Annotated in this window: 23 protein-coding genes; 13 read left to right on the forward strand and 10 right to left on the reverse strand. The window is 64.3% G+C overall.

The window, feature by feature from the left end; genetic code table 11:
• Positions 1–434 precede the first annotated feature (434 nt).
• Together JKL48_RS23420 and JKL48_RS12680 are read left to right on the forward strand one after the other, a co-directional pair.
• Positions 435–569, forward strand: coding sequence for a hypothetical protein (locus JKL48_RS23420; protein ID WP_262896000.1), 135 nt, complete (start codon positions 435–437; stop codon positions 567–569).
• Between the two features lie 88 nt (positions 570–657).
• Positions 658–921, forward strand: coding sequence for a hypothetical protein (locus tag JKL48_RS12680; RefSeq protein ID WP_201982960.1), 264 nt, complete (start codon positions 658–660; stop codon positions 919–921).
• Positions 922–933: 12 nt separating this feature from the next.
• Here JKL48_RS12680 and JKL48_RS12685 read toward each other — a convergent pair whose 3' ends face one another.
• From JKL48_RS12685 to JKL48_RS12725, 9 genes are all read right to left on the reverse strand, one after another.
• The gene (locus JKL48_RS12685; RefSeq protein ID WP_201982963.1) at positions 934–1,542 is read right to left on the reverse strand and encodes a tetratricopeptide repeat protein; all 609 of its coding nucleotides are present in this window, start codon (positions 1,540–1,542) and stop codon (positions 934–936) included.
• Positions 1,530–2,786, reverse strand: a complete 1,257-nt coding sequence (locus JKL48_RS12690) for a bacterial transcriptional activator domain-containing protein (RefSeq protein ID WP_201982965.1) — start codon at positions 2,784–2,786, stop codon at positions 1,530–1,532. The genes JKL48_RS12685 and JKL48_RS12690 overlap by 13 nt, the downstream gene beginning before the upstream one ends.
• Positions 2,783–5,164, reverse strand: a complete 2,382-nt coding sequence (locus JKL48_RS12695) for an urea transporter (RefSeq protein WP_201982967.1) — start codon at positions 5,162–5,164, stop codon at positions 2,783–2,785. Before JKL48_RS12695 ends, JKL48_RS12690 begins: the two co-directional genes overlap by 4 nt.
• A 189-nt stretch (positions 5,165–5,353) precedes the next feature.
• Positions 5,354–6,700 carry a type III PLP-dependent enzyme domain-containing protein gene (locus tag JKL48_RS12700; protein ID WP_201982968.1) on the reverse strand — a complete coding sequence of 449 codons (1,347 nt, stop codon included), beginning with the start codon at positions 6,698–6,700 and terminating at the stop codon, positions 5,354–5,356.
• 130 nt (positions 6,701–6,830) lie between these two features.
• Complete coding sequence (locus JKL48_RS12705) at positions 6,831–7,889, reverse strand: ATP-grasp domain-containing protein (protein WP_317191934.1); 1,059 nt, start codon at positions 7,887–7,889, stop codon at positions 6,831–6,833.
• 135 nt (positions 7,890–8,024) lie between these two features.
• Complete coding sequence (locus JKL48_RS12710) at positions 8,025–8,264, reverse strand: HPr-rel-A system PqqD family peptide chaperone (RefSeq protein ID WP_201982970.1); 240 nt, start codon at positions 8,262–8,264, stop codon at positions 8,025–8,027.
• A 163-nt stretch (positions 8,265–8,427) separates the two neighbouring features.
• Positions 8,428–10,332, reverse strand: a complete 1,905-nt coding sequence (locus JKL48_RS12715) for a T9SS type B sorting domain-containing protein (RefSeq protein ID WP_201982971.1) — start codon at positions 10,330–10,332, stop codon at positions 8,428–8,430.
• Positions 10,333–10,564: 232 nt separating this feature from the next.
• Positions 10,565–10,741 (reverse strand): hypothetical protein, encoded by a 177-nt coding sequence (locus tag JKL48_RS12720; protein WP_201982972.1) that lies wholly within the window; start codon positions 10,739–10,741, stop codon positions 10,565–10,567.
• 62 nt (positions 10,742–10,803) lie between these two features.
• Positions 10,804–11,976 carry a cytochrome-c peroxidase gene (locus JKL48_RS12725; RefSeq protein WP_236668763.1) on the reverse strand — a complete coding sequence of 391 codons (1,173 nt, stop codon included), beginning with the start codon at positions 11,974–11,976 and terminating at the stop codon, positions 10,804–10,806.
• Positions 11,977–12,341: 365 nt separating this feature from the next.
• On the opposite strand from JKL48_RS12725, the gene JKL48_RS12730 reads away from it, so the two are divergent.
• From JKL48_RS12730 to JKL48_RS12780, 11 genes are all read left to right on the forward strand, one after another.
• Positions 12,342–13,454 (forward strand): sensor histidine kinase, encoded by a 1,113-nt coding sequence (locus JKL48_RS12730; RefSeq protein WP_201982974.1) that lies wholly within the window; start codon positions 12,342–12,344, stop codon positions 13,452–13,454.
• Positions 13,455–13,465: 11 nt separating this feature from the next.
• Positions 13,466–14,209: a LytR/AlgR family response regulator transcription factor gene (locus JKL48_RS12735; protein WP_201983009.1), complete on the forward strand. Its 744-nt coding sequence runs from the start codon at positions 13,466–13,468 to the stop codon at positions 14,207–14,209.
• A 72-nt stretch (positions 14,210–14,281) separates the two neighbouring features.
• The gene (locus JKL48_RS12740) at positions 14,282–14,503 is read left to right on the forward strand and encodes a DUF1153 domain-containing protein (protein ID WP_201982975.1); all 222 of its coding nucleotides are present in this window, start codon (positions 14,282–14,284) and stop codon (positions 14,501–14,503) included.
• A gap of 138 nt (positions 14,504–14,641) precedes the next feature.
• A complete protein-coding gene (gene kaiC, locus JKL48_RS12745) occupies positions 14,642–16,381 on the forward strand; it encodes a circadian clock protein KaiC (RefSeq protein ID WP_201982977.1) in 1,740 nt (579 codons plus the stop codon).
• A gap of 48 nt (positions 16,382–16,429) precedes the next feature.
• Positions 16,430–16,744, forward strand: a complete 315-nt coding sequence (kaiB, locus tag JKL48_RS12750) for a circadian clock protein KaiB (RefSeq protein ID WP_201982979.1) — start codon at positions 16,430–16,432, stop codon at positions 16,742–16,744.
• Between the two features lie 9 nt (positions 16,745–16,753).
• Entirely contained in the window at positions 16,754–17,083 is a 330-nt protein-coding gene (locus tag JKL48_RS12755) for a circadian clock KaiB family protein (RefSeq protein WP_201982981.1), read from the forward strand.
• 3 nt (positions 17,084–17,086) lie between these two features.
• On the forward strand, positions 17,087–18,805 hold the full coding sequence (locus tag JKL48_RS12760; protein WP_201982982.1) for an ATP-binding protein: 1,719 nt from the start codon (positions 17,087–17,089) through the stop codon (positions 18,803–18,805).
• A 39-nt stretch (positions 18,806–18,844) separates the two neighbouring features.
• Positions 18,845–19,258: a response regulator gene (locus tag JKL48_RS12765; protein ID WP_201982983.1), complete on the forward strand. Its 414-nt coding sequence runs from the start codon at positions 18,845–18,847 to the stop codon at positions 19,256–19,258.
• A 198-nt stretch (positions 19,259–19,456) separates the two neighbouring features.
• Positions 19,457–20,452: a hypothetical protein gene (locus JKL48_RS12770; protein WP_201982985.1), complete on the forward strand. Its 996-nt coding sequence runs from the start codon at positions 19,457–19,459 to the stop codon at positions 20,450–20,452.
• A gap of 49 nt (positions 20,453–20,501) precedes the next feature.
• Positions 20,502–20,666, forward strand: coding sequence for a DUF3606 domain-containing protein (locus JKL48_RS12775; protein WP_201982987.1), 165 nt, complete (start codon positions 20,502–20,504; stop codon positions 20,664–20,666).
• A gap of 681 nt (positions 20,667–21,347) precedes the next feature.
• Positions 21,348–21,818: a hypothetical protein gene (locus JKL48_RS12780; RefSeq protein WP_201982989.1), complete on the forward strand. Its 471-nt coding sequence runs from the start codon at positions 21,348–21,350 to the stop codon at positions 21,816–21,818.
• A 160-nt stretch (positions 21,819–21,978) separates the two neighbouring features.
• On the opposite strand, the gene JKL48_RS23145 is transcribed toward JKL48_RS12780, so the two are convergent.
• Positions 21,979–22,164 (reverse strand): hypothetical protein (locus tag JKL48_RS23145; protein ID WP_236668764.1); only part of this gene is annotated, 186 nt, incomplete at its 5' end.

Here is a 22,164-nt window from a genome sequence, read left to right on the forward strand (position 1 = left end):
ACGACAAATAAAACAAATGAACGGATGCCGGCGGAGAGGGCATTTAAGGAATGGCACAGTTCAACAGCCGCTGGCCGACGACCAATGCTATTCCAAATATGAGAACAGTGGGGCAAAAAAATGGTTTACAATCGATGATGGTGGCTGAAAAGACGATGAATGGAAGCGCTACGGCCTTAGACGGTTAATTCCTAAAATGGGAAAAGGGACTGATGAACAAATGCCCCGTTGAGCGGTGGCAGGTGGCAGGTAGTCGGCGCCAGTAGGCAAGCGGACGATTGGGTTTCCAATCCGGAGCACGCGCCTGCACCTTTGAAGCAGCAAGCAGGACCAGGCGGCGCAGGCCGGCGACATTTTGGCCACCTCTTTGCTAAAGGCGCTGGCCGGGGCGCTTATTGTTTTTTATTCAGCAATATACATTTTTAACTATTGCCATGCAACGTTTTCTTGAAGACGAGTTCGCTGCTGAGCTCCGTACGGTGCTGAAAGCCGACGAATACGCCAAATTTCAGGCAAAGCGCGCCGCCCAGAAGCGTGCCCAGCGGCCGGGGCGTCGGCCTGCTAAATAGCCTAGCCAAAATGCGCTGCCCGAAACCCGGTTGCTGTCAGGCCGTGAAACGCTGATTCCCGGGTGATATTGCTGATAATGTGGATGTGATGAAAAAGAGGGTCTATAAAATCCTGCGACAGATTTTGCGGCGGCACCTGATTGCAGGGGCCAGCCTGACGCCGCGCCGCAAGCTAAGCGCCGTGTTCACGAGCAACGAGGAGCGCAACGAGCTTTTCTGCGACGTGGAGCGGGCCCTGCAGGTGCAGCTGGACGATGCGGAACTGGGCCGGGTAGAAACCTTTGGGGCGCTGGCTGCCTACGTGGTGCGCTGCCTGCCGCCAACTGACGAGGCCCCGCGCCTGGCGGCCTAAACCAAAAGCGGCCTACAGGCGCTTGAGGCCCGCGGTGGCGGCGGCATCGCCGGGCCGGATGAGCAGGGCCTTGGTGTAGAGGGCGCGGGCTTCGGCTTTTTTGCCAAGGTTGAGGTAGGCCCAGGCCAGGGAAAGGTTGGAGTCGTAATCGAACGGGTAGAGGTTGACCACGCGCTCGAAGTAGCGGGCGGCTTTGTCGTAGGTTTTGCGGTTGGAGTAGATGACGCCGGTCCAGTAGTTGGCCTGGGTATTCTGCGGGTCAATTTTGAGGATGTCCTGGTAGAGGTTCAGCATCTTCTCAATCTGGCCCAGCGAATTCAGCGGCTTCACCAGGCCGAACTTGGGCTCGACGGCGTAGGGGCGCTGCTCCACGGCCTTCTGGTAGTGGGCGGCGGCGGCGGTGTAGTTTTTGGCCAGGTAATAGAGCCAGCCCAGCCGCAGGTTCTGCTCGTAGGTGCCGGTGTAAATGGCCTTGATGGGGGCAATGGCGTCGGCGTAGTCGGCCTTGGCTTCGGCGGCGTAGCTGCTGGCAAAGGCCGAGGTCTGGTCGGCCTGGGCCCAGGCGCTGGCCGGGGCGGCGCAGACGAGCGTGGCAGAAAAGGTCAGCTTTACCAGGTCCATGCAAGGGCGGTACTAAGGGAATACAAAGAATAGGTGTTGCCGTTTACGGCGTCGCGGCGTTGCTCGGCGCCGTAGCCGAGGCGCCAGGACAGGGCGCGGCTCAGCAAAATAAGCAGATTGGCGCCCGCTCGCTGGCGCAGGGGGTCAAAGAGGTTGTAAACGTAGGTGCCATCCAGCTCGGCCAGCATGGGCACCTGGCCCAGGCCCCCAAAGGCTTCGAGCCAGGCTTTGCGGTGCAGCCGGCCGCCTATGCCCAGCACGCCGTTGGGGTAGCTGCGGCCGGCCGAGCGCACCACGCTGGCCCGCCCAAAGCTATACAGGCGCAGGTTGCCGAGGGGGTACACGGTCAGGCGCAGGTCGGTTTGGGCGCGGGCCGTGTCGGTGAGGGTGCCCACGAAGAAGCCGGCCTGCACCGTCCAGTAGGGCCGGCTGTAAGCCAGCGAGGCGTAGCCGAACTGGCCCGGCACCGCTTCCACGCGGCCCAGGTCGCTGTTGAGGTAGGTGAAGCCGACCTGGGCGCGCCAGCCCGGCGTTAGCTGCACGCCCAGCAAGGCGTGGTATTGGTTTTGGCGAACGGAATAACGCTCACCGAAGCGCGTGCGATGGAAATCGGGCAGCTCCAGGGTTTGGCCGAAGTGGGTGAAATCCTGCGTGAGGGTGAAGCGCGACCACAAGCGGCTGCTGACGCCCAGGCGCACCAACCCGGCATCGCCCCGGTGAATGGTGTTGGTTTGCTGGCCGCTGGCTTCGAGCTCGACGCGGGTGAGGGCCTGAAAGGGCTTCAGGTGCAAGGGGCCCCGCAACGAGTCGGCCAGGCCGCGGGTTACCAAGGCGGCGGGGCCGGGCTGGTTCAGCTCTAGGTAGGCGAGGGCCAGGCCGTGGCGGGCGGTGCTGTCCATGGGATTTTCGCGCAGGGCGCGGCCGTAGTGGCGCAGGGCCAGGGCCGGCCGGTCCTGGGCCAGGGCGGCCTGGCCCAGGTGGCGGCGCAGAGCCGGGTAATCGGTACCTAGCCGGAGGGCAGCGCGGCCCACCGAGTCCAGCTCGGCCCAGCGGTACTGGGTGGCCAGGGCCTGGATGAGGCTGTCGGTGTAGGAAAAGCTGGTGAGTTGCTGGCCCTGCACCGGCGCCGCAGGCCACAGGCCGAGCCCCAGCAGCAACAGCAGGAGCAGGCACCAGTCCCTACGGCCGGTTCGGCTTGGCAAGGGCCAGCCGCTGCTGGCCCGCAAAAGGCATCCGTTTCTCATGCGCCGGCCACTGAAAACGTGAGGTTGACTTCGGCCTGGCCCCGGCGCACGCGCAGCTCCGCTAAGGCACCGTCCTGCACCAGCAGCTCGGCCGTTTGGGTTTCGGTGATGCGGCCAAACGCGGCCACCGCCGTGCAGCTGCGCAGCCGCACGGCGCGGCCGGGCCAGCCGGGGGCATCGGTTGCGGCTTCTTCCAGCGAAAACGTGGGTTTCAGAAACCGATAAAACGGCGCCAGCACATCCTGCGCCCAGGTCAGGGCCGGGTTTTTCACCACCGACAGGGGGAACACGTCGTGCGTGGCCTGGCCCGGCAGGCTCACCAGCGGCACCCGGTAGGCGGCCTGGTAAAACAGGTACAGCCACGAGGCTTCGGACCCGTAAAAGGCCGTGAAATAAAACACCGATTCGTCGCCCCCGAAGTAGGCCACGGCGCCCGTGGTCAGGCAGCGCAGGTAGGGCAGGTTGTAGGCATCGGTGAGCACCTCCCAGCGCTGGGCGGGGGCCGTGGGCACGTCACTGTTGCGCACCTCCAGCGCGTAGCCGGGGGGCAGGCGCAAGGCTTGGCTCAGCGTGCGGTTGAAGGAGGGCGGGCTCACGGTTTCGCCCGCCACGGGCACGCTGAAGTGGCGGAGCTGAGCCTTCGGCACCGCTGCGGTTGGATGGGCCGGGGCGGGGCGGGGTGCTTTCACGGCTATGGATGCGTCCTGCTGCTCATCGGGTAGCACATCCCTCTTGAGGGAAGGCGTAACCGTCGAAAGGGTTGCTCCATCCCTCTTGAGGGATACGTCTTCCTTCGAGAGGTGTGCCGCAACTATTGGGAGGGAAGCGCAGGCCTCGGCCACGAAGTAGGCCAATGGGTAGGGCCGCGTGCGCGAACCCACGTAGGGCGTGGCCTGCACCTGGAAATGCAGGTGCGGCTCGGGCGAGCGGCCGGAGTTGCCGCAAGTGCCGATGATGTCGCCCCGTCGCACGTACTCGCCCACCTTCACCGGCACCGAGTGGGCCCGCAGGTGCGAGAGCTGAGTATAGAGGCCGGGCGCGTGGCGCAGCACCACGGTGTTGCCCCAGTTCTGGGCCGTGTTCACGTCGCCAATGGCGTTGTCTTCGATGTGTTGAATGACGTGTTCTACCACGCCGTCGGCGGGGGCCAGCACGGGCTTGTTGTAGGCGTAGAAGTCCGACACCGACAGGCCGGCGCCGTGCCAGGTGCGGCCGTCGGCATCGGCAATCACGAAGTCCAGGGCCTGGCCCCAGTCGCCCAGGTGGGTGGGGCCGCCGTCGAGGTAGCCCTGCGTGCACTGCCAGCTGCCTAGGAAGGGGAGGGTGAGGGCCACCGCGCCCTGGTGGGCCAGCCGCACGCGGTCGGTGGCGTAGGCGTAGAGGTTGCGCTCGGGCGAGTAGCGCTGCACGGGCGTGAGCACGAGGCCCGCGCCGGGCCGCTCGCGCAGCAGCAGCACGTACAGAAACAGCAGCGCCGTGCCGCAGTAGGGCAACGACAGGGCCGGCAGCCCCAGCCTGTCGAGCAGGGCCGTGCTGGCGGCCAGCCCCACTACCGTCACCAGCACGCTGCCCAGCGCCCAGCCGTAGCTGGCCACCGACGGGACGACGAACACGCCGCCCACCGCAATGGCCGCCACCATGTAGTTGGCCCCTAGGTTGTATTCGTTGATGCCGCCTGTCACCGGCCCGGTCAGCCCGGCCAGCGCATACGCCCCCGCAAACGCCAACACCGACAGCGAAAACGCAATGCGCGAGTGCCACAGCAGGCCCAGCGCCACCAGCAGCCCCGCCGCCGCGCTGTCCTGAAACAGCACCGCGCCCAGTGCCCGCAGGTAGGTGGCCAGCAGCGGCGGCCAGGGCCAGTCGCCCACCCACTGCACCACGCCCACCAGCCGGGGGCCGCCAATGGCGTACACTTCATTCAGCCAATAAACGGCGGCCTCGCCCGCCGCCAGGTGCAGCAGCGGGCCGCTGCCCAGCATCAGCAACCACACCGTGGCCAGGAAGGGCAGCGACAGAAACGGCAGCCCGCGCCCGCCCAACCAGCCGCCCAGCGCCACGCTCAGCAGCAGGGCCATGCCCGCGCCCACCACCACCAGCCCCGCCAGCGGCCAGCCCGGCGCATAGCACGAGGCCAGCGCCAGCCCGGTCAGCAGGGGGTTGAAGCCGTAGGCGCCGGTATCGGTCCACTCCCGGTTGAAGCCCGCCAGCCGGGCCCCGCCCACCGCCAGCAGCACGCTGGCCAGCCCCGCCAGCCCGGCGGCCGGGTGGCTGAACGTGACCAGCAGCAGCAGCACGCCAAACCCGCGATGCTGCGAGAAGAACAGCATACTGTAGCTGTGCAGCACAGCGCGGAAGTAGGAGGCAGTAGCGGACATAGTAGGTTTCGGCCTGGCGTCAACCTCACCCCCTGACCCCCTCTCCCGCGGAGAGGGGGCACCGGTCATGCAGCAGACGAGAATTGTGCTGAAATCGTCTGGCTCCCCATCTCCGCGGGAGAGAGGGACGGGGGGTGATGTGAACGTCAGGGGCTACAAGGTTTTCAAGAAAGGTATTTAGAACGATACTCACGCCCGCAAGTGCGGCGGAACCTGCTCCAGTTGCTGCAAATACGCCAACGTTTCCGCCGCCCGAATCAGGTGCACCTGGCCGGCTTGGTCCAACATTACCACGTTGGGCCGCAGGTTGATGAACTGCTGCCACTGGCTCATGTTGTAGGCGCCTACTTTGTGCACTACCACGGTGTCGCCGGGCGCGAGCAGGGGCAGGGCAATACTTTCGCGCAGCATGTCGATGTTCATGCACAGCGGGCCGTAGAGCACGGTGGGCTCGGTTTGGTTAGAGAATTCGCGGGTGGGGCTGATGTGGTGGTCGTACCAAAAGGAGGTGAAGAGCAGGTTCACGCCAAAGTCGAGGATGGTGGCGCGGCGGCCATCGGCCAGGCGCTTGTTGGCCAGCACCGTGCCAATGAGCGAACCCGCGTCGTCGACCAGCGCCCGGCCGGCTTCCAGCACCAGCACCGGCAGCTCGCCGCTGCCGAAGCCCGCCCCCAGCAGGGCTCCGGCAATGGCTTCGGCGTACTCATCCAAGCTGGGCACGGTATCGGTGGCCGGCAGGTAGGCGCCTTTCAGGGTGTTGGTCGAAGGGAAACCGCCGCCCAGGTCGAGGTACTGAATGGTGGTGTGCAGCTCGCGTTGGCAGCGCAGGGCCAGCGCCGCCAGCTTGGCAGCGGCCGCGCCGTAGGCCGCCGCTTGCAGCACGTAGGTCCCAATGTGGCAGTGCAGGCCCACCAACTCCAGCTTCCCCGAGGCCACGATGCGACCCAGCGCCTGCCAGGCCTCGCCGTTCTCCAGGTTGAAGCCGAACCGGTCCCACTGCGGCACGATGCCGGCGTCGAGGTTCACGCGCAGGGCTACGCGGGGCCGGACGGCGCGGCCGGCGGCCACGTCCAACAGCAGGTGCAGCTCGTCGGCATTATCGAGGTGAATGACGGCCCCGACGGCGCAGGCGCGCTCCAAGTCGGACCGCCGCTTCCCCGGCCCGTTGAAAAGGATGTGCGGGCCGGGCACGCCGTTAAGCAGCGCCTTTTCCAGCTCCATGCCGCTCACTACCTCCGCCCACGCGCCCTCCTGGTGGAAGGTGCGGCACACCGCGTTCAAGTAGTTCGTCTTGTACGACCAGGCCAACTGCACCTGCGGGTAACGGGTGCCAAAGGCCCGCATGGCCGCTTGGTAGCTGCGCCGCAGCTGCCGCTCGCTCAGCACAAACAAAGGCGAGCCGAACCGGGCCACCAATTCCTCCACCAGTACCCCATCCAAGGCCGTGACCGGCCGGGCACCCGCGCGCGGCCCGAACTTATTGAGCGCGCCGGCCGTGAGCTTGCGGATGGTAGGACGTTCGTAGGGTTGTTTCATGGGTGGGATGGAAGAACGTCATGCAGAGCGCAGCGAAGCATCTTTACCGCAGTAGTAATCCAGTCAATTGAGTTAGTATCGAGGTAAAGATGCTTCGCTGCGCTCTGCATGACGTTCTTTTAACGAGGCGTCAAAGTTCGCCCAGCGCCGCCACTTCCTGAAAGGCGGTGTAGTCCGTAATCAAGTCCCAGGCGTAGCGCACGAACATCTTGCCCACGGCATATTCTTCCATCATCGGTACGGGCAGGCCCAGGGCCAGCCGGAGCAGGGCAGCGGGCTGGTTCTGGCCGGCGGCGGCGGTGAGGTATATCCAGGCCGGGAAGCGCGGGTTGATTTCCATGATGAACAACTCGTCGGCCGTCGTGCGCATGATTTCCAGCTCGAAGCCGCCGCGCCACTTGGTGGCCTCGGCAAAGCAGCGGGCCAGGGCCAGCAGGGCTTCGTCTTCGAGGGTGATGCCGGCCCATGCCTTGCCTTTGTCGGTGATGGTGAGCTTGCGCATGGGCACCACGCTCAGCGCGCGGCCGTGCCCGTCGCCCAGCCCGGCAATGTTAATTTCCTGCCCCGCCACAAACTGCTGCGCGATGAGCGGCACGCCCCACTGCCCGCTCAAGCGCCCAAACGCCTGCTCGGCCTGGGCCAGCGAGTGCACCACGGCGGCATCGTAGTAGCGGCCTTTCAGCACCAGCGGCCAGCCCAACGCTTCGGCAGCGGCCCCGATTCCGGCCAGATTATAGAGCGCCTGACTGGCCGGCACCCGCAGCCCGTGCGTGGTCCCAAAGGCCGGTAGGTTGAGCTTGTCGCGCGCTTCGAGCTGCGCCAGCGTGGGCAAAAACGTGTGAATGCCCAGCGCCTGCAGCTGCGGGGCCAGCTTGATGAAGTTGAACAGCTCGGCGTCGAAGTTGGGAATGAGCACGGCCACGTCCTCCTGCTCCCGGATGTATTGCAGGCGCTCCAGCAGCGCCGCCGTGCCGGCCGTGGGGTAGGGCAGCTGGTACGTTTTGTCCACCAGCTCGCGCAGGTAGATGCCCGGTTCCAGCGCCTCGTAGCTCAGCCCGATGATGCGCAGGTCGAAGTCCACCGTTTCGCGCAGGGCGCGGATGACGGCCACGCCGGGGCCGGGGCTGTCGGTGGCATTAAGGCCGGTTACGGCCACGGTCAGGCGCGGGCGGGTGGGAGGGAGGAGCACAGGGTTTATAGAGACATGAGACGTGAGACGTGAGACACGAGACATGAGACGCGAGACATGAGAAGTAAGAAAGAAGGGAGGCGCGTGCATTCTCATGTCTCGCATCTCACGTCTCATGTCTCGTGTCAAAACAAGTCAATCCAACAAGTTGAATTCGCGCAGCTGGGCGAGCAGGTCGTCCCAGTCTTTTTCCAGCTGGCCGGGGGCTACGTCGTAGTGCTCCAGAATGTCGGCCTTGATGGCGGCGGCATCCTGCCCGTCCTTAACGCGGGCCAGGATATCGGCCGCCAGCGGATTGGCCGAGAAGGAGTCGCCCGTCGCGGGGTTGAAGATAAAGCCGGACTCGCTGGTGGCAATGTTCTTTTTGAGCTTCATAGCAGGAACGGGAAGGTAAGCAGGAGTTGAAAGAAGAAGGCGTTGGCTTCTGTCATCCTGAGCGCAGCGAAGGACCTTATCACCGCTGAACGGCGTGCAGTGATTACTACGTCAAACGTGATAAGGTCCTTCGCTGCGCTCAGGATGACAGAATGGTAAAAACCTACCGAATCACCTCCACCCAGCCCTTGAACTTGCGGCCGTCGGTGTAGGTAGCCAGGTAATAGTACAGCCCGCCCGTGCCGGCGCCGCCCCACTTGAAGCCGCGCTCAGCCGACTGAAACACCTCCTGGCCCCAGCGCGAGAAGATTTTGACGCTGGCAAATTTACGGTCGCAGAAGTCCACGGGCAGGTCGGGCATCATAAAGAAGTCGTTCTGGCCGTCGCCGTTGGGCGTGATGACGTTGGGCGGGCGGAAGGTGGGCGTTTCGCCGTTCGGCACCACCTCGAAGCGAATGAGCCGGCTTTGCGGCACGGGTATGCAGGGGCCGGTTTCCGTGAGCCGGAAGCGCACCAGCAGGCCGCCATCTTCGCCGGCCGCCGAAACCGACGCGCAGGTGGGCTCCCACACAAAGGTACCCGTGGCCTCGCCCGGCCCGTTTTGGGCGGTGAATTGCATGCCCAACGCCGCCATGTCGAACCCCTTGCCGGCGGCGCTGAGGGCCAGAGCGTCCTTGTCGGCATCGGTGCCGAGCAGCGTGGCGGTGTAGCGCTGGCCCAGCACCACGCGCACCACGGCAGGTATCGAATCGGAGGCCGGCAGGGGCGCCGCCGGGAAGCTGCTGGTGAGCACCGGCGCCGTGTTCACGGCCTGCACCGCCGTGAAAGCCACCCGCACGGTGTCGTGCTTGGGCAGGCTGCACCCGTTGTCGGCCACGATGATGTCGAGCAGATACACCTTGCCCTTGGTGTCGGAGCAGTCCGGGAAGCAAAGGGTGGCGGTGAGGGTGTCGGCGGCGGTGCGCGTGGTGCCGCTGGTGCTGGTGGTAAACACCGGCGCCGGCGTGGTGAAGTTGACCGGGTGGGTGCTCATGGTCAGCACCGAGTTCGGGTCGGGGTCGGTGTAGCGGATGGTGAGGCAGCGGTTGGCGCCGGGCAGCAGGCGCAGCGTGTCGCGTCCGGCCTGGTAGGTACGGGTGCTGCCGGGCGCCTGCACCTGCACTTTGGGGGCCACGTTGGTGGGGCAGTTCAGCACGTAGAGCTGGAAGTCGCGCCGGGTTTCGCCAATTTTCACCCCCTTGCGGTACTCGGAGCAGCGCACCCCGAACACGAACAAGCCCAGGGCACTGGCCCGCACCGTGAGGCGGCCGGTGCGGGCGTCGATGCCCAGGGCCGGGCTGCCCGGTATCTGGCTGCCGGCGCTGTAACCTGGCTTCCAGGTGATGGTGGAATAGGGCGCCGGCAGCGGCGTGGTGAGGGCCGACGTCACGGCGCCGGTATGGCCGTTGAGGGGCGTCACCATGTCGTAGGCCAACGAGTCGCCGTCCACGTCCTGGCCGCCAAAATCGTAGTAAAAAAGCTCGCCCAGGCATGCATAGTCGCCCAGTGGCGGGAAAATGCGGGGCGTGGAGTCAACGAAAGCCGCGCCACTGCGGACGACGGCCGGAAATTCAAGGTAAAAGGTCTGGGCCGCCGCGCCGGGGCTCACGATGTTGCCGATGCTCAGGTTGCGGCAGCAGCGCTCCACGGCCACGTAGTAGCCGGCGGCGTTGGTGTAAGTGGCAGCGTCGAGGGTGATGTCTTTGGTGTACACCAGCTTGCGGGTGCTCAGCGAGCCCACCGCGCAGGCCGGGTTGGTGTACTGCACGAAGGTATTGGCGGTGAGCGGCAGCGTCACGGACTGCAGCCGGGCGTTGGTGGTTTTGTTGAAGATGCCGGCCAGCAGTTCCTGGTCCAGCGCCTTGGGGTCGCCGTTGATGGCGTCGAAATACAGGTTGAGGCTGAGGGTGTAGGTGTTGCCGGATTTGTACTGCAAATCCAGCTCGCCGCCCACAATGTGCGTGGCCGAAGCCGCCAGCGGCGCCAGCAGCAACAGGAATAGCAAATAACGCAGACGCTGGATACTCATAGCAAAGGATAATGAATAGGTGGCCGGGCTCTTGAGTACGGCAAGGAAGCAGGCTACCGCTTAACTAATTCAAGTTGCGGCGCAGCCGTGCAGCGGCGACAGGTGTTACAGTGAAAAACCGCGTAGCAGTGACAGATTTCCGGGCGTTTCTGCCACCGCTACCCGGCTGGGGTTCGGCAGCTCCGCTGGTCTACAAGCCTGTCGCCGCTACGCGGCCATTCGGCAACTTGGGTTAGTTGGCGCCGCCCGTTTTGGTGGTGTCGGTCGTCGTGGTGGTGGTCGTGGCTTTCTTGGAGGCGCAGCTGCCGCCGTTCGGGCCCACGTTGTCTTTCTCGCAGCCCGAGAAGCTGCTCATGGAGCAGAGCAGGGCGGCGGCACTGGCAAAGCGGAGGAGGTTGGTTAAACGCATGGAATTGAATGAAAAAGGGTTGAAAAAATGGGAAATTGAAAAATGGGTAACGGGTAAGATGCTTAGTGAATGTCGCCGCCCACGGCCAGGCCGCTGGGCACGGTGGCGGGCACGGTGCGGTCGTAGGTGGTGGCGGTGAGGGTGCCCAGGAAGGCGATGATGGCTTGCGCATCAGTGACGCGGGCCGGGAACAGCGGGTCGCGCTGGGCGGTGCTCACGTGGGGGTTGAGCGAGGGCGCCGCACCGCGGCCGGGGTCGTAGAAATTGAGCACGGCCTGGAGGTTGGCCAGGGTGCCGTCGTGCATGTAGGGCGCGGTGAGGGCCACGTTGCGCAGGCTGGGCGTGCGGAAGGCGTAGGTACCGTTCACGCCCGCGTCGGACGTGGGGTTCTTGCCGTTGTCGGCCACGCCCAGCACGTGGGTTTTGTAGTCGCTCAGCATGGGGCCGCTGTGGCATTTGGCGCAGCCGCTGGCCGCGAAAGCGTTCAGGCCGGCCACTTCCTGCGTGCTCAGGGCCGCCTGGTTGCCGCGCATATACTGGTCGAAACGTGAATCGGTGGCAATGAGTGTGCGCTCAAAGCAGGCAATAGCTTTCCCGATATTGGCCGCCGTGATGGGCGTCGCGTCCGAAAAAGCGGCCCCAAACAGCGTGGCATACGCGGGTATTTTGCGCAGCCGGGCCACCACCGAATCCAGGGCCGTGGCCTCGGTGAACTGGTGGCCGCGCATTTCCTCCATGGTGGTGATGGGCATGAGCGACTGCGTTTCGAGCGACTGCGCCCGCACGTCCCAGAACATGGCGGCCGTGGTGGGGTTGCAGCTGCCGTCGGGGTTCAGGCCGTTGAAGGCCGAGTTGAGCACCGTGGGCGAGTTGCGCTTCACGAAAGGGATGTCGTTGGGGGCGCGGAAGTGGCGGGCGGTGCCCAGGCCCAGGCCGTTGGCCCCAATGGAGAGGTCGATGGCGTCGGCGTAGCCATTGGCCGGGTGGTGGCAGCTGGCGCAGCTCACGTCGCGTCCGCCGGACAGCACCGGGTCCCAGTACAGGGCGCGGCCCAGCGCAATTTTTTCCGGGCTGCCGGGGTTGTTGGCCGGCGCGGGCGCCACCAGGGGCAGGGCCGTGAGGGTGGCCAGGTCGGCCGCGTTGGGGTCGGGGTTCTGCTTCTGGCACGCCACCGCCACGAGCAGTGCCGCTGCGGTCAGCATCGAAGCAATGCGGGGGATTAAAGACGAGGCCATGGAAGAGAGAGCAAGCGAGTGGGAAACCGGCGGCCGCCGCTTTGGCAGGCTGCGGGGTTAACTCAAAGTTGGCAGGCGTATTTGGCAGCTGTTCGCCCCAATCGGCGAGTTGCTTGGGCGCGTCGGCGGTTTGCCGATTTGGGCGGCCGTATGCACCGCCGGCACAGGCAGCCGCCAGCCCGGCCCGTGCCGGCGGCCCAAACGGCCGGCTGGCCGATGCCTTGCTGCCGCTGGTAGATAGGGCCGCGGGCCGCGCGGGCGCGGGTTGTAGCTTGCGGAGCCAACCGGGAGTTGAAAATGATGACTTGTACTGGCCCTTCTTTTCCATTCATAACCCATCATTTTTAACTCATAATTCGCTCTCCATGCCCCTACCCATACTCCGTTCGGCCTCCACGCTGCTGCTGCACGCCCTGGTGTGGGGGCTGGTGGCGGTGCTGCTCTGGGCCCAGCAGCCCGACTACCCCGGCCCCAAACCCACCGAGTTCTGGCTGACGCAGGCCGTGGTGTTTGGCCTGCTGGTGGCCGTTTTTTACCTGAACGTGGGCTGGGCGGCACCGCGCCTGCTCTATGGCCACAAGGCCTGGGCCTACGTGCTGCTCAATGCCGGGGCCCTGGGGGTGGTGCTGGCCATCCATCAGCAGGTAGAAACCCGGCTGGGCGTGCCCGAGCTGGTGGCCACCGCCCGCGAGGCCGTGCTGAACCCGCCCAACCCGTGGTCGGGCCCGCGCCCGCACCCGCTGCCCGGCCCCGAGGAAAACGGCCCCCTGTTCAACACCGGCGTGCTGCTCATCACGCTGCTGGTGCTGGGTATTGCCACCAGCCTCGCGGCCATGCAAAAAGGCCAGCGCGACGCCGAAAGCCGCCTGGAACTGGAGCGCCGCCAGGTAGCCACCGAGCTGAGTTTGCTGAAAGCCCAAATCAACCCGCACTTTTTCTTCAACACCCTCAACAACATCTACGCCCTCACGCTGCTCAACGCCGACCAGGCCCGGTCGGCCCTGCACCGCCTCTCGCGCATGATGCGCTACGTGCTCTACGAGTCGCCGGCCGGCCACACGCGGCTGAGCCAGGAAATCAGCTTCCTGCAGGACTACATCGAGCTGATGCACCTGCGCCTGACCAACAAAGTGCAGGTAATGCTGGAGCTGCCCGACCCCCTCAGTCCCGACCCCTTCATCGCGCCCATGCTGTTTCAGCCCTTCGTCGAGAATGCTTTTAAGCACGGCGTGAGTGCCACCGCGCCCAGCCGCATCACCATTGAGCTGCGGCAGCCCACGGCCCACACCGTGGAGCTGTGCGTGCGCAACACCGCATTCCCCGACCGGCCCGCCGACGAGGACGACGAGCCCGGCGGCATCGGCCTGGCCAACACCCAGCGCCGCCTCGATTTGCTGTACCCGCAGGCCCACACCGTCCGCGTCATTCCCCGCAACCCATCCAACGAGTACGAAGTATGTCTCCATCTGAATCTGTAAGCGCCGCCCCCCTGGTTATCAACTGCATGGCCATCGACGACGAGCCGCTGGCCCTGGGCCTGGTGTGCGCCTTCATCGAGCAAACGCCGTTTCTGCGGCTGGTGGGCCGGCACGAAAGTGCCGTGGCCGCCCTGCGCTCGCTGCACGAGCGCCCCGATGCCCAGCTGCTGTTTCTCGACATCAAGATGCCCGACCTGAGCGGGCTCGAGCTGGCCAAGGTGTTGCAGTACGGCCCGCGCGTCATCTTCACCACGGCCTTCAACCAGTACGCCCTCGAAGGCTTCCGCGTCGATGCCCTCGACTACCTGCTGAAGCCCTTCAACTACCAGGAGTTTCTGCGGGCCGCCCTCAAGGCCAAAACGTATTTCGAGCTGAAGCAGGCCCACGAGGCCCACGCCGCCGCCCCGGCCCCCGCGCCGCCCGCCGAGCCCGAGCAGGACCACATCTACCTCAAAGTAGAATACCAACTGGTGCGCGTAGCCCTGGCCGACATCGTGTACGTGGAGGGCCTGAAGGACTACGTGAAGGTGCACCTAGCTACCCAGACGCGCCCGCTGCTCTCGCTCACCAGCCTGCGCAGCATGGAGGAGAAATTGCCTTCCAGCAAGTTTATGCGCATTCACCGCAGCTACATTGTGGGGCTGGGGCACATCCAGGCCGTGGGGCGCGGCACAGTGCAGATTGCGGGCGAAACCCTGCCCGTGAGCGACGGCTACCGCGAGGCCTTCGACCAGTTTTTCAGCCGCTGGAAGTAGGAGAAAAAGAAGTTGTCAATCCGAACGTATTTCACGTTGCGTTAATTATTGGCTGTTTATCTTGCACGTCTTATGAGCGAGACTACGCCCGATTTCTTCGACACCGACGGCCGCCCCGAGCCGACGCCCGACGCCAGCGCCGCCGAGCGCAAGCTGAAAGTGTGGGCCGTGCTCAACGCCGTGGACCAGGGCCTGATGAGCACCGACGAGGCCTGCGCCGCCTACGGCATCAGCCCCGCCGAAATGGACGAGCACCGCGCCGGCTGGATGGATTTTGAGGCCGGCAGCCGCTAGGGCTCAGAACGTCCGGCTTCGGCTGACGACTTCAGGTGCGCGCGTAGCCGGACCAGCTTTTCCGCATGCCCCGCCGCGCTTCGCCCCAATATCCTCGTCCCAACGGTTAGCTTTGCGTAGGATATTACTGCCTCTTTCATGCCCACGCAACACCTGCCGCCTGCCGCATTACCCCAGCTGCCCAAGGCCCCAACCGGAATTGATGGCCTCGATGAAATCACCGAAGGCGGCTTGCCGCTGGGCCGGCCCACGCTGATTTGCGGCAGCGCGGGCTGCGGCAAAACCCTGATGGGCATTGAATTCCTGGTGCGCGGCATCCAGAACTACAACGAGCCGGGCGTGCTCATGGCCTTCGAGGAAACCGGGCCGGAGCTGGCGGCCAACGTGGCCTCGCTGGGCTTCGACCTCAACAGCTTGCAGGAGCGCAAGATGTTGCGCCTCGACCACGTCCACGTCGACCGCTCCGAGATTGAAGAAACCGGCGAGTACGACCTCGACGGCCTGTTCATCCGCCTAGGCTACGCCATCGACTCCATTGGGGCCAAGCGCGTGGTGCTCGACACCATTGAGGCCCTGTTTTCGGGCTTCCCAAACCAGAGCGTGCTACGCTCCGAAATCCGCCGGCTGTTTCGCTGGCTCAAGGACAAGGGCGTGACCACCGTCATCACCGCCGAGCGCGGCGAAGGCACCCTCACGCGCCAGGGCCTCGAAGAGTACGTGTCGGACTGCGTGATTCTGCTCGACAACCGCGTCATCGACCAGATTACCACCCGCCGGCTGCGCATTGTGAAGTACCGGGGCAGCACCCACGGCACCAACGAATACCCCTACCTCATCACCGAAGACGGCATTTCGGTGCTGCCCGTCACCTCGCTCCAGCTCAACCACGAGGTGTCGGACCTGATTGATTCCAGCGGCGTTCCGGCCCTGGACGAGATGTTTGGCCGGCGCGGCTTCTTCCACGGCAGCAGCGTGCTCATCACCGGCACGGCCGGCACAGCCAAAACCACGCTCGGCGCGGCCTTTGTGCACAAAATATGCAGCGACGGCAAGCGCTGCCTGATGTTCGTGTTCGAAGAGTCGCCCCAGCAGCTGATTCGCAACATGCGCTCGGTGGGCATCGATTTGGCCCAGTGGGTCGAGAAAGGCCTGTTGCGCATCGAAGCCTCGCGGCCCACCCTCAACGGCCTGGAGCGCCACCTCGTCACCATCCACAAGCTGGTGAAGGAGTTTGACCCCCACGCCGTGGTCATCGACCCCATCACCAACCTTATTTCGGTGGGCAACCTGGCCGAGGTGCGCAGCATGCTCACCCGGCTGATTGACTACCTGAAGGTGAACAACATCACCGCCCTGTTTACGGCGCTGGTAAATACGGGAGTAGGCCGCAGCGAGATGACCGAAGAAGGCGTGTCGTCCTTGGTCGATACCTGGATTTCGGTGCGCGACCTGGAAGGCATCGGCGAGCGCAACCGGGGCCTGAGCATCCTCAAATCGCGCGGCATGGCCCATTCCAACCAGGTGCGCGAGTTCATTGTGACGGAACACGGCATCGAGCTGCTCGACGTGGTGATAGGCCCTACCGGCATCGTGACCGGGGCCAGCCGCCTTACCCAGCAGCTGCAGGAGCACGCCCAGGAGCTGGCCGCCCGCCAGGAAGCCGAGCGCCGCGACCGCGAGCTGGCGCGCCGCCGCCGCGTGCTCGAAGCCAACATCGCCAACCTGCGCACCGAGTTTGAATCGGTGGAAGAGGAGCTGCGGCAAATAACCACCCACGAGCAAAACCGGCAGCAGGAGCTGCTGAGCGGCAAGCAACGCATTGCCGCCGCCAATCCGCTGCTCCAGAACCCACCCCCCGCCAACCCCAGCGGGAAATAATCCGTACCACGGAGTTGCCCCCGGCCACCCGCCTCCATCATCCCGTTCATGGCTGAAGAATTTGAAGAAGAAATCCCGGCGGAAACCTGGGAGTTGCGCCTGTACGTGGCCGGCCAAACCCCTAAGTCGGTGACCGCGCTGGCCAACCTGCGCAAGCACTGCGAGCAGCACCTGAAAGGCCGCTACAAGCTGGAAGTCATCGACTTGCTGGTGAACCCCCAGCTGGCCGAAGGCGACCAGATTCTGGCCATTCCCACGCTGGTGCGCAAGGTGCCCGAGCCCATACGCAAAATCATTGGCGACCTCTCGAACGAAGAGCGGGTGCTGGTGGGGCTCGACGTGCGCCCCGCCCTCAGCAACTAACGGTGGCCCATGGAACCCTTCATCGACCCGCCGGAGTTGCCGGTGCCCGCCGAGCCCGAGTACGTGCTGCACCTGTTCATCACGGGGGCCACGCCCAACTCTACGCGGGCCGTGCGCAACATCAAAGACATCTGCGAGCAGTACCTGAAAGGGCGCTACGAGCTGACCATCGTCGATATCTACCAGCAGCCCGAGCTGGCCCAGCAGGAAGACCTGATTGGCGTGCCCACCCTCATCAAGCTGCGGCCCGGCCTGGTGCGCCGGTTGGTGGGCGACCTGTCGGACCACGAGCGGGTGCTGAAAGCCCTGGGACTAACGCGGACGACTGACGACCTTTAGGGTATGCAAACCCCGACGCCTGCCTCTGCTGACCTGACCCGCGAAAACGAGGAGCTGCGCCACCAGCTGGAGGAGGCGCACGAGCTGATTAACGCCATCCGGACCGGCGCCGTGGACGCGCTGGCCGTGCAAAGCACCGAGGGGCCGCGCATTTTCACGCTGCAAGGGGCCGACCAGGGCTACCGCACCCTCATCGAGCAGATGAACGAGGGGGCCCTGCTGCTGAGCGAAGACGCCACCGTGCTCTATTGCAACGCCTGCCTGGCCGGCCTGTTGGGCCGGGGCCTGAGCGAGGTAATGGGACGGGCACTGCAGGATTTCGTGCCCGCCGCCTTCCAAACGGCCTGGGCCAGCCTGGTGCTGAAGGGCTGGCAGGGCAAAAGCAAGGGCGAGTTGCCGCTGCAAACCAGCGCCGGGGCCCTGGTGCCGTTTTCCGTGAGCATGAACGTGCTGGAATTCAACGACACGCCGGCCCTGGCCGTCATCGTGACCGACCTTTCGGCCCAGCGTGAAATCACGGCCATTCAGGCCCAGGTGGCCGAGCAGAACGCCCTGCTCACCCGCAAAAACGAGGAGCTGAAGCGCGAAGAAGCCGCCCGCCTGGTGGGCGAGCGCGCCGCCGCCGAGGCCAGCCGCATGCTGGAAGGCATTTCCCAGATTGCCTGGACCGCCGACGCCAACGGGGCCAATACCTACCGCAACCGCCGCTGGTACGACTACATTGGCCAGGCGCCCGGCGAAGGGCCGGCCATTGGCCGGGCCTGGCGCGAGCGCCTGCACCCCGACGATGCCGCCGCCACGCTGGCGCGCTGGGAGGCGAGCATGCGTACCGGCGCCCCCTACGAGGTGGAGTGCCGCATTCGGAACGCCGCCGGTGAATACCGCTGGATGCTGGGCCGCGCCCAGCCTTCCCGCAACGAGCAGGGCGAGATTATGCAGTGGATTGGGACCTACACCGACATCCACGAGCACCGGCTGGCGCTGGAGCGCATCGACCAGGGCCAGCGCGAGCTGCGCGACAACAACAAGCAGCTCACCCGCGCCAACGTCGATTTGGACAACTTCATCTACACGGCCTCGCACGACCTCAAGGCGCCCATCAGCAACATTGAGGGCTTGCTCGACGCGCTGCTGGTGGAGCTGCCCGCCGAAACGGCCCAGCAGGAGGCCGTGAAGCCGCTGCTGGATTTGATGCAGGATTCGGTGAACCGCTTCAAGCGCACCATCGAGCACCTCACCGATGTGTCGAGGCTGCAAAAGGAGCACGGCCACCCCACGCAGCCGGTCGATTTGGCCGCTGTTATCCGCGACGTGCAGCTCGATTTGGACCCGCTCATTCGCAGCACGGGCGCGCAGCTTGCAGTGGACGTGCAAACCGCACCCACCGTCTCGTTTTCCGAAAAAAACCTGCGCAGCGTGGTCTTCAACCTGCTCAGCAACGCTTTGAAGTACCGCTCGCCTAGCCGGACGCCCGCCGTGCGGCTGCGCACCCGAAACGAAGGCGCGTTTGTGGTGCTGGAGGTACAGGACAACGGCCTGGGCCTGGACACGGCCAACGAGCCCAAGCTGTTTGGCATGTTTCAGCGCTTCCACGACCACGTGGAAGGCTCCGGTATTGGCCTCTACATGGTAAAAAAAATGGTGGAAAACGCCGGCGGCCGGATTACTGTGCAGTCCAAGCTCGACCATGGAACCACTTTTTCCGTTTACTTCCTTCAATAACCTGCCCGCGGTGGGACGAACGTGGCCGCCTGATTTCGTATGCAAAAGCTTACCTGCGCCCTGTTGGTTGACGACGACCAGACCACCAATTACCTTAACCGGTTGCTGCTGAAGCGCCTGGAAGTAACGGATAAGATACTCGTGGCCCTCAACGGCCGCGAAGCGCTGGACCTGCTGCAACTCCATTGCCACGACGCCACGCCCGACTGCCCGGTCCTGATTCTGCTGGATGTGAAGATGCCCGTGATGGACGGCTTCGCGTTTTTGGAAGCCTACAATTTGTTGTCGCTGGCACATAAAAACGCCATTCTCATCGTCATGCTCACCACCTCCCTGCACCCGCAGGACCTGGACCGGGTGCAGCAGCTCAACATTGCCGACTTCCTGAACAAGCCCCTGACGAGGGAAAAAGTTGACCAGGTGCTACAGAACCATTTCGACCGTCACCTGTAGAAAAACTGAGCACGAAGGAGTTTCAAACCTCCCTGCATCCTTGTAGGGGCGAGTTTACCGAGGACCGGCGTCGCGAGATACGGCGCCTGCGCGGTCTTTTTACTTGCAGCACGGTAGCCTCCTGACCTGCTTGTACCCTCCGCTGCGGTACCTGACATTTCCTTACCCACTCATTTTTTATTTATTTTGTCCTATTCTATGAGATTACACCTACTTCTACTCCTGCTCCTCGCCCTCCCGTTGCACGCCGCTGCCCAAATGAATGGCTCCAGCTACGGCAACTCCCAGCTCCAAGCCGCCCAGCGGCAGGCCCAGATGAGTAACGATTTTCAGCGCCAAGTGATGGAAAGGCAGCTGTCGCGCATGTCGTCGCAGGCGTCTCGTGCGCAGTTGGAGCAGTGGGCCGCGCAACGGGAGCAGAAAATAGCCAAGCAGCACGAGGCCGAGCAGAAAGCCACCGATGACCTCGCCCGCTTCGCCCAGCGCCAGGACAGCCTGCGGCGCGCGCATCCGTCCCCCAATGCGCAGCAAGCGGCTGCCCGGCAGCAGGAAGACGCTCAGCAACTCGCCGTGCTAACCGTGCGCACCTACCGGGACGTGTTTTTGCCCGGCCAAATGCTCGCGGCGGAGCAAGCCCGCACGCTCTCGCCCAAAGCGACGCAGAACTGGCAAGCCATCGACAAAGACCTGCTCGATAACGGGTGGTGGAGCCAGCAAAACCCGGCGCAACTGCTGGAGAAAATTACGGCGCACCGCACGGCTCTGAACGCCCTCACCACCGAATTGCTGGGCTTCGACCCGGCCACCGCCCCCAAGCCCGAGCGCACGCCTGCGCTTAGCCCGTTGGATGCCATGCGCGCCAAGGGACCCTTCGACCCACAGGTGGCTACGCAGTTTATGGTGGAGGCCGCGCGGGTCGAGAAAGTGGCGAAAAGCCCCGGCCTAGTCAGTGCCATCAACGAGTTTAACCGCAGGGTTAGCGAAGCAGCCGCCCGCCCGGAGTACCAGCAAAACCCACAGAAGCTGCGCAGCATTGTTAAATCCGGCCTGAACGCCATTAACAAAGAGATGGAGCGCTACGAGTTAGAAATGTACCAGTCCGGGGTGCTCAACTATGCCCAAACAACCCTGCGCAACTACGCGGCCACGTACCTGCCCAAAAACGACAAAGCTGCCAGGAAGCGCGCAAGCTAAACCAGTGGACAGCCGTGCTGCTTAATTGAACCACTTAAACGCCTCTACCATGCCGCCAACCCCGCCCGCCGACCCCGCCCGCATCAACGTCCAGTCCACCATTGAAGTGAACTATTGGTGCCAGACCCTGAACTGCACCGAAACCCGACTGCGCAACGCCGTGCTGGCCGTGGGCCCGCTCTCGGCCGACGTGCGCAGCTACCTCAGCCGCTGAAGGAAAACAGGCTGCGGTGCCGGATGGTGAACGACCTCCCTGCTGCTTAGAGCGGTTTCGGTATCAGTGTACAGTCCGAAGCAGCGGCAGTAGTAGCGCGAACTTTGTCGTTCGCGTACCTGCTCCGTTAAAGAAGGTCAAACAGCGTGGCGACGCGAACTACACAGTTCGCGCTACTATACAGCGACCCCGAAACTGCTCTAACTTGCCGGGCGTGAGCACCTCCCCGAACCAACCAGTTCGCCCCGCTGCCTGCTCTATCCCATGAAACTAGCCCTCCTCCTTTTACTTGCCTTTTCGCTGCACGCCAGGGTCCAGTACGGTGGTGCCAACACCTATAGGGGCCCGATGCAGCAAGCCTCTGTGCGGCAGGCCCGGATGAGCGCCGATTTTCAGCGGCAGAGCACGGATAGGACGATGTCGCGCGTACGCACCGTTAACCCGCCCAGCCCGCGGCAACCGCAGTCGGCGGCAGAGCTGGCGCAGCAACAGGAGCGGCGCTCAACGAAGCTGCATTGCGCCATCTGGACTGGCAGACCACTTGCCGCTGAGCTGCCGCACTGCTTGCTTCAACTGCCATAGCAACCGCCGGCTGCGGCAACAGGCCACTTTCTGCCTATAGTTTAGCTACCTCTTCTACCGCCAACACACTTGCCGCAACTACCCGCTTTTCTTTTGCCCGTGCCTTCCCGCTTCCGCTGCTACCCGATGACGAAATATTTCCCTTTGCTGCTGGCCCTGGCCGGTTGCGGAGCTGCCGACCATTCCCTGCTGACCCTTACGCCGGCCAAGCCCCTGTTTGACGTACCGGCGCTGCTGGGCAAAGACATCGACCAGGTGCTGGGCATCCTCGGCCCGGCGCAGCCCCAGGACCTCGAGCCCACGCCCGCGCAGGTGCAACTCGGGGCCACCCAATGGGACCATTCTTTTGTGCACGATACGGCCACGCTGCTCGTCAGCTACGACGCCCGCACGCGCCAGGTGCGTGACTTTTTTCTCATGACCCAGCACGGCACCGCGGCAGATTATATCCCCCTGCTCAAGCTGGCCAACGTGAAAGGCACCGAGCCGCAGCTGCTCATCCAGCCGGAGCGGGTGCCGGCTCCCCAGCCCTTGTACCGCGGCATTCGGTTCCGCGCGGCGAAGCCCTGACGCCCCCACGGCCTTGCGCATCGGCCTCAGCAGCGGCAGTAACTGAATAAAACCAAGGCGGCTGCGCGGTGGCAGCAGCAGCCGTAACTTAACCCGAGGAAGAGCTGCGCTCGCGGAGGCGCAACGGATTTCACCAGCCTCATTCCCTATGCACCTACGCCTACTGACCACCTTGCTGCCAGCGGCCGGGCTGCTGTTTGGTTCCACGGGCTGCATTGAGGAGCCGCCGATTATCATTGGGACCGGCAGCTACCTGCTGGATGGCGTCGTTAAACCTTTCGCGAAGTGAAAAACGAAAGTAGTTGGTTAATCTTGCCGCATGAATGTTTCTCTCACCGACACGGAG

Origin of the sequence: Hymenobacter rubidus, from assembly GCF_016734815.1 — a bacterium.
In the GTDB taxonomy this organism is placed as follows: Bacteria; Bacteroidota; Bacteroidia; order Cytophagales; family Hymenobacteraceae; genus Hymenobacter; species Hymenobacter rubidus.

What these genes read in the sequence shown, in the direction of transcription:
- JKL48_RS12770 (WP_201982985.1), top strand. Translation starts at nt 19,457, where the DNA reads ATGAGATTACACCTACTTCTACTCCTGCTCCTCGCCCTCCCGTTGCAC.
- JKL48_RS12755 (WP_201982981.1), top strand. Translation starts at nt 16,754, where the DNA reads ATGGAACCCTTCATCGACCCGCCGGAGTTGCCGGTGCCCGCCGAGCCC.
- JKL48_RS12725 (WP_236668763.1), bottom strand. Translation starts at nt 11,976, where the DNA reads ATGGCCTCGTCTTTAATCCCCCGCATTGCTTCGATGCTGACCGCAGCG.
- JKL48_RS12690 (WP_201982965.1), bottom strand. Translation starts at nt 2,786, where the DNA reads ATGAGAAACGGATGCCTTTTGCGGGCCAGCAGCGGCTGGCCCTTGCCA.
- JKL48_RS12775 (WP_201982987.1), top strand. Translation starts at nt 20,502, where the DNA reads ATGCCGCCAACCCCGCCCGCCGACCCCGCCCGCATCAACGTCCAGTCC.
- JKL48_RS23420 (WP_262896000.1), top strand. Translation starts at nt 435, where the DNA reads ATGCAACGTTTTCTTGAAGACGAGTTCGCTGCTGAGCTCCGTACGGTG.
- JKL48_RS12685 (WP_201982963.1), bottom strand. Translation starts at nt 1,542, where the DNA reads ATGGACCTGGTAAAGCTGACCTTTTCTGCCACGCTCGTCTGCGCCGCC.
- kaiC (WP_201982977.1), top strand. Translation starts at nt 14,642, where the DNA reads ATGCCCACGCAACACCTGCCGCCTGCCGCATTACCCCAGCTGCCCAAG.
- JKL48_RS12715 (WP_201982971.1), bottom strand. Translation starts at nt 10,332, where the DNA reads ATGAGTATCCAGCGTCTGCGTTATTTGCTATTCCTGTTGCTGCTGGCG.
- JKL48_RS12710 (WP_201982970.1), bottom strand. Translation starts at nt 8,264, where the DNA reads ATGAAGCTCAAAAAGAACATTGCCACCAGCGAGTCCGGCTTTATCTTC.
- JKL48_RS12680 (WP_201982960.1), top strand. Translation starts at nt 658, where the DNA reads ATGAAAAAGAGGGTCTATAAAATCCTGCGACAGATTTTGCGGCGGCAC.
- JKL48_RS12730 (WP_201982974.1), top strand. Translation starts at nt 12,342, where the DNA reads ATGCCCCTACCCATACTCCGTTCGGCCTCCACGCTGCTGCTGCACGCC.
- JKL48_RS12765 (WP_201982983.1), top strand. Translation starts at nt 18,845, where the DNA reads ATGCAAAAGCTTACCTGCGCCCTGTTGGTTGACGACGACCAGACCACC.
- kaiB (WP_201982979.1), top strand. Translation starts at nt 16,430, where the DNA reads ATGGCTGAAGAATTTGAAGAAGAAATCCCGGCGGAAACCTGGGAGTTG.
- JKL48_RS12695 (WP_201982967.1), bottom strand. Translation starts at nt 5,164, where the DNA reads ATGTCCGCTACTGCCTCCTACTTCCGCGCTGTGCTGCACAGCTACAGT.
- JKL48_RS12760 (WP_201982982.1), top strand. Translation starts at nt 17,087, where the DNA reads ATGCAAACCCCGACGCCTGCCTCTGCTGACCTGACCCGCGAAAACGAG.
- JKL48_RS12700 (WP_201982968.1), bottom strand. Translation starts at nt 6,700, where the DNA reads ATGAAACAACCCTACGAACGTCCTACCATCCGCAAGCTCACGGCCGGC.
- JKL48_RS12720 (WP_201982972.1), bottom strand. Translation starts at nt 10,741, where the DNA reads ATGCGTTTAACCAACCTCCTCCGCTTTGCCAGTGCCGCCGCCCTGCTC.
- JKL48_RS12740 (WP_201982975.1), top strand. Translation starts at nt 14,282, where the DNA reads ATGAGCGAGACTACGCCCGATTTCTTCGACACCGACGGCCGCCCCGAG.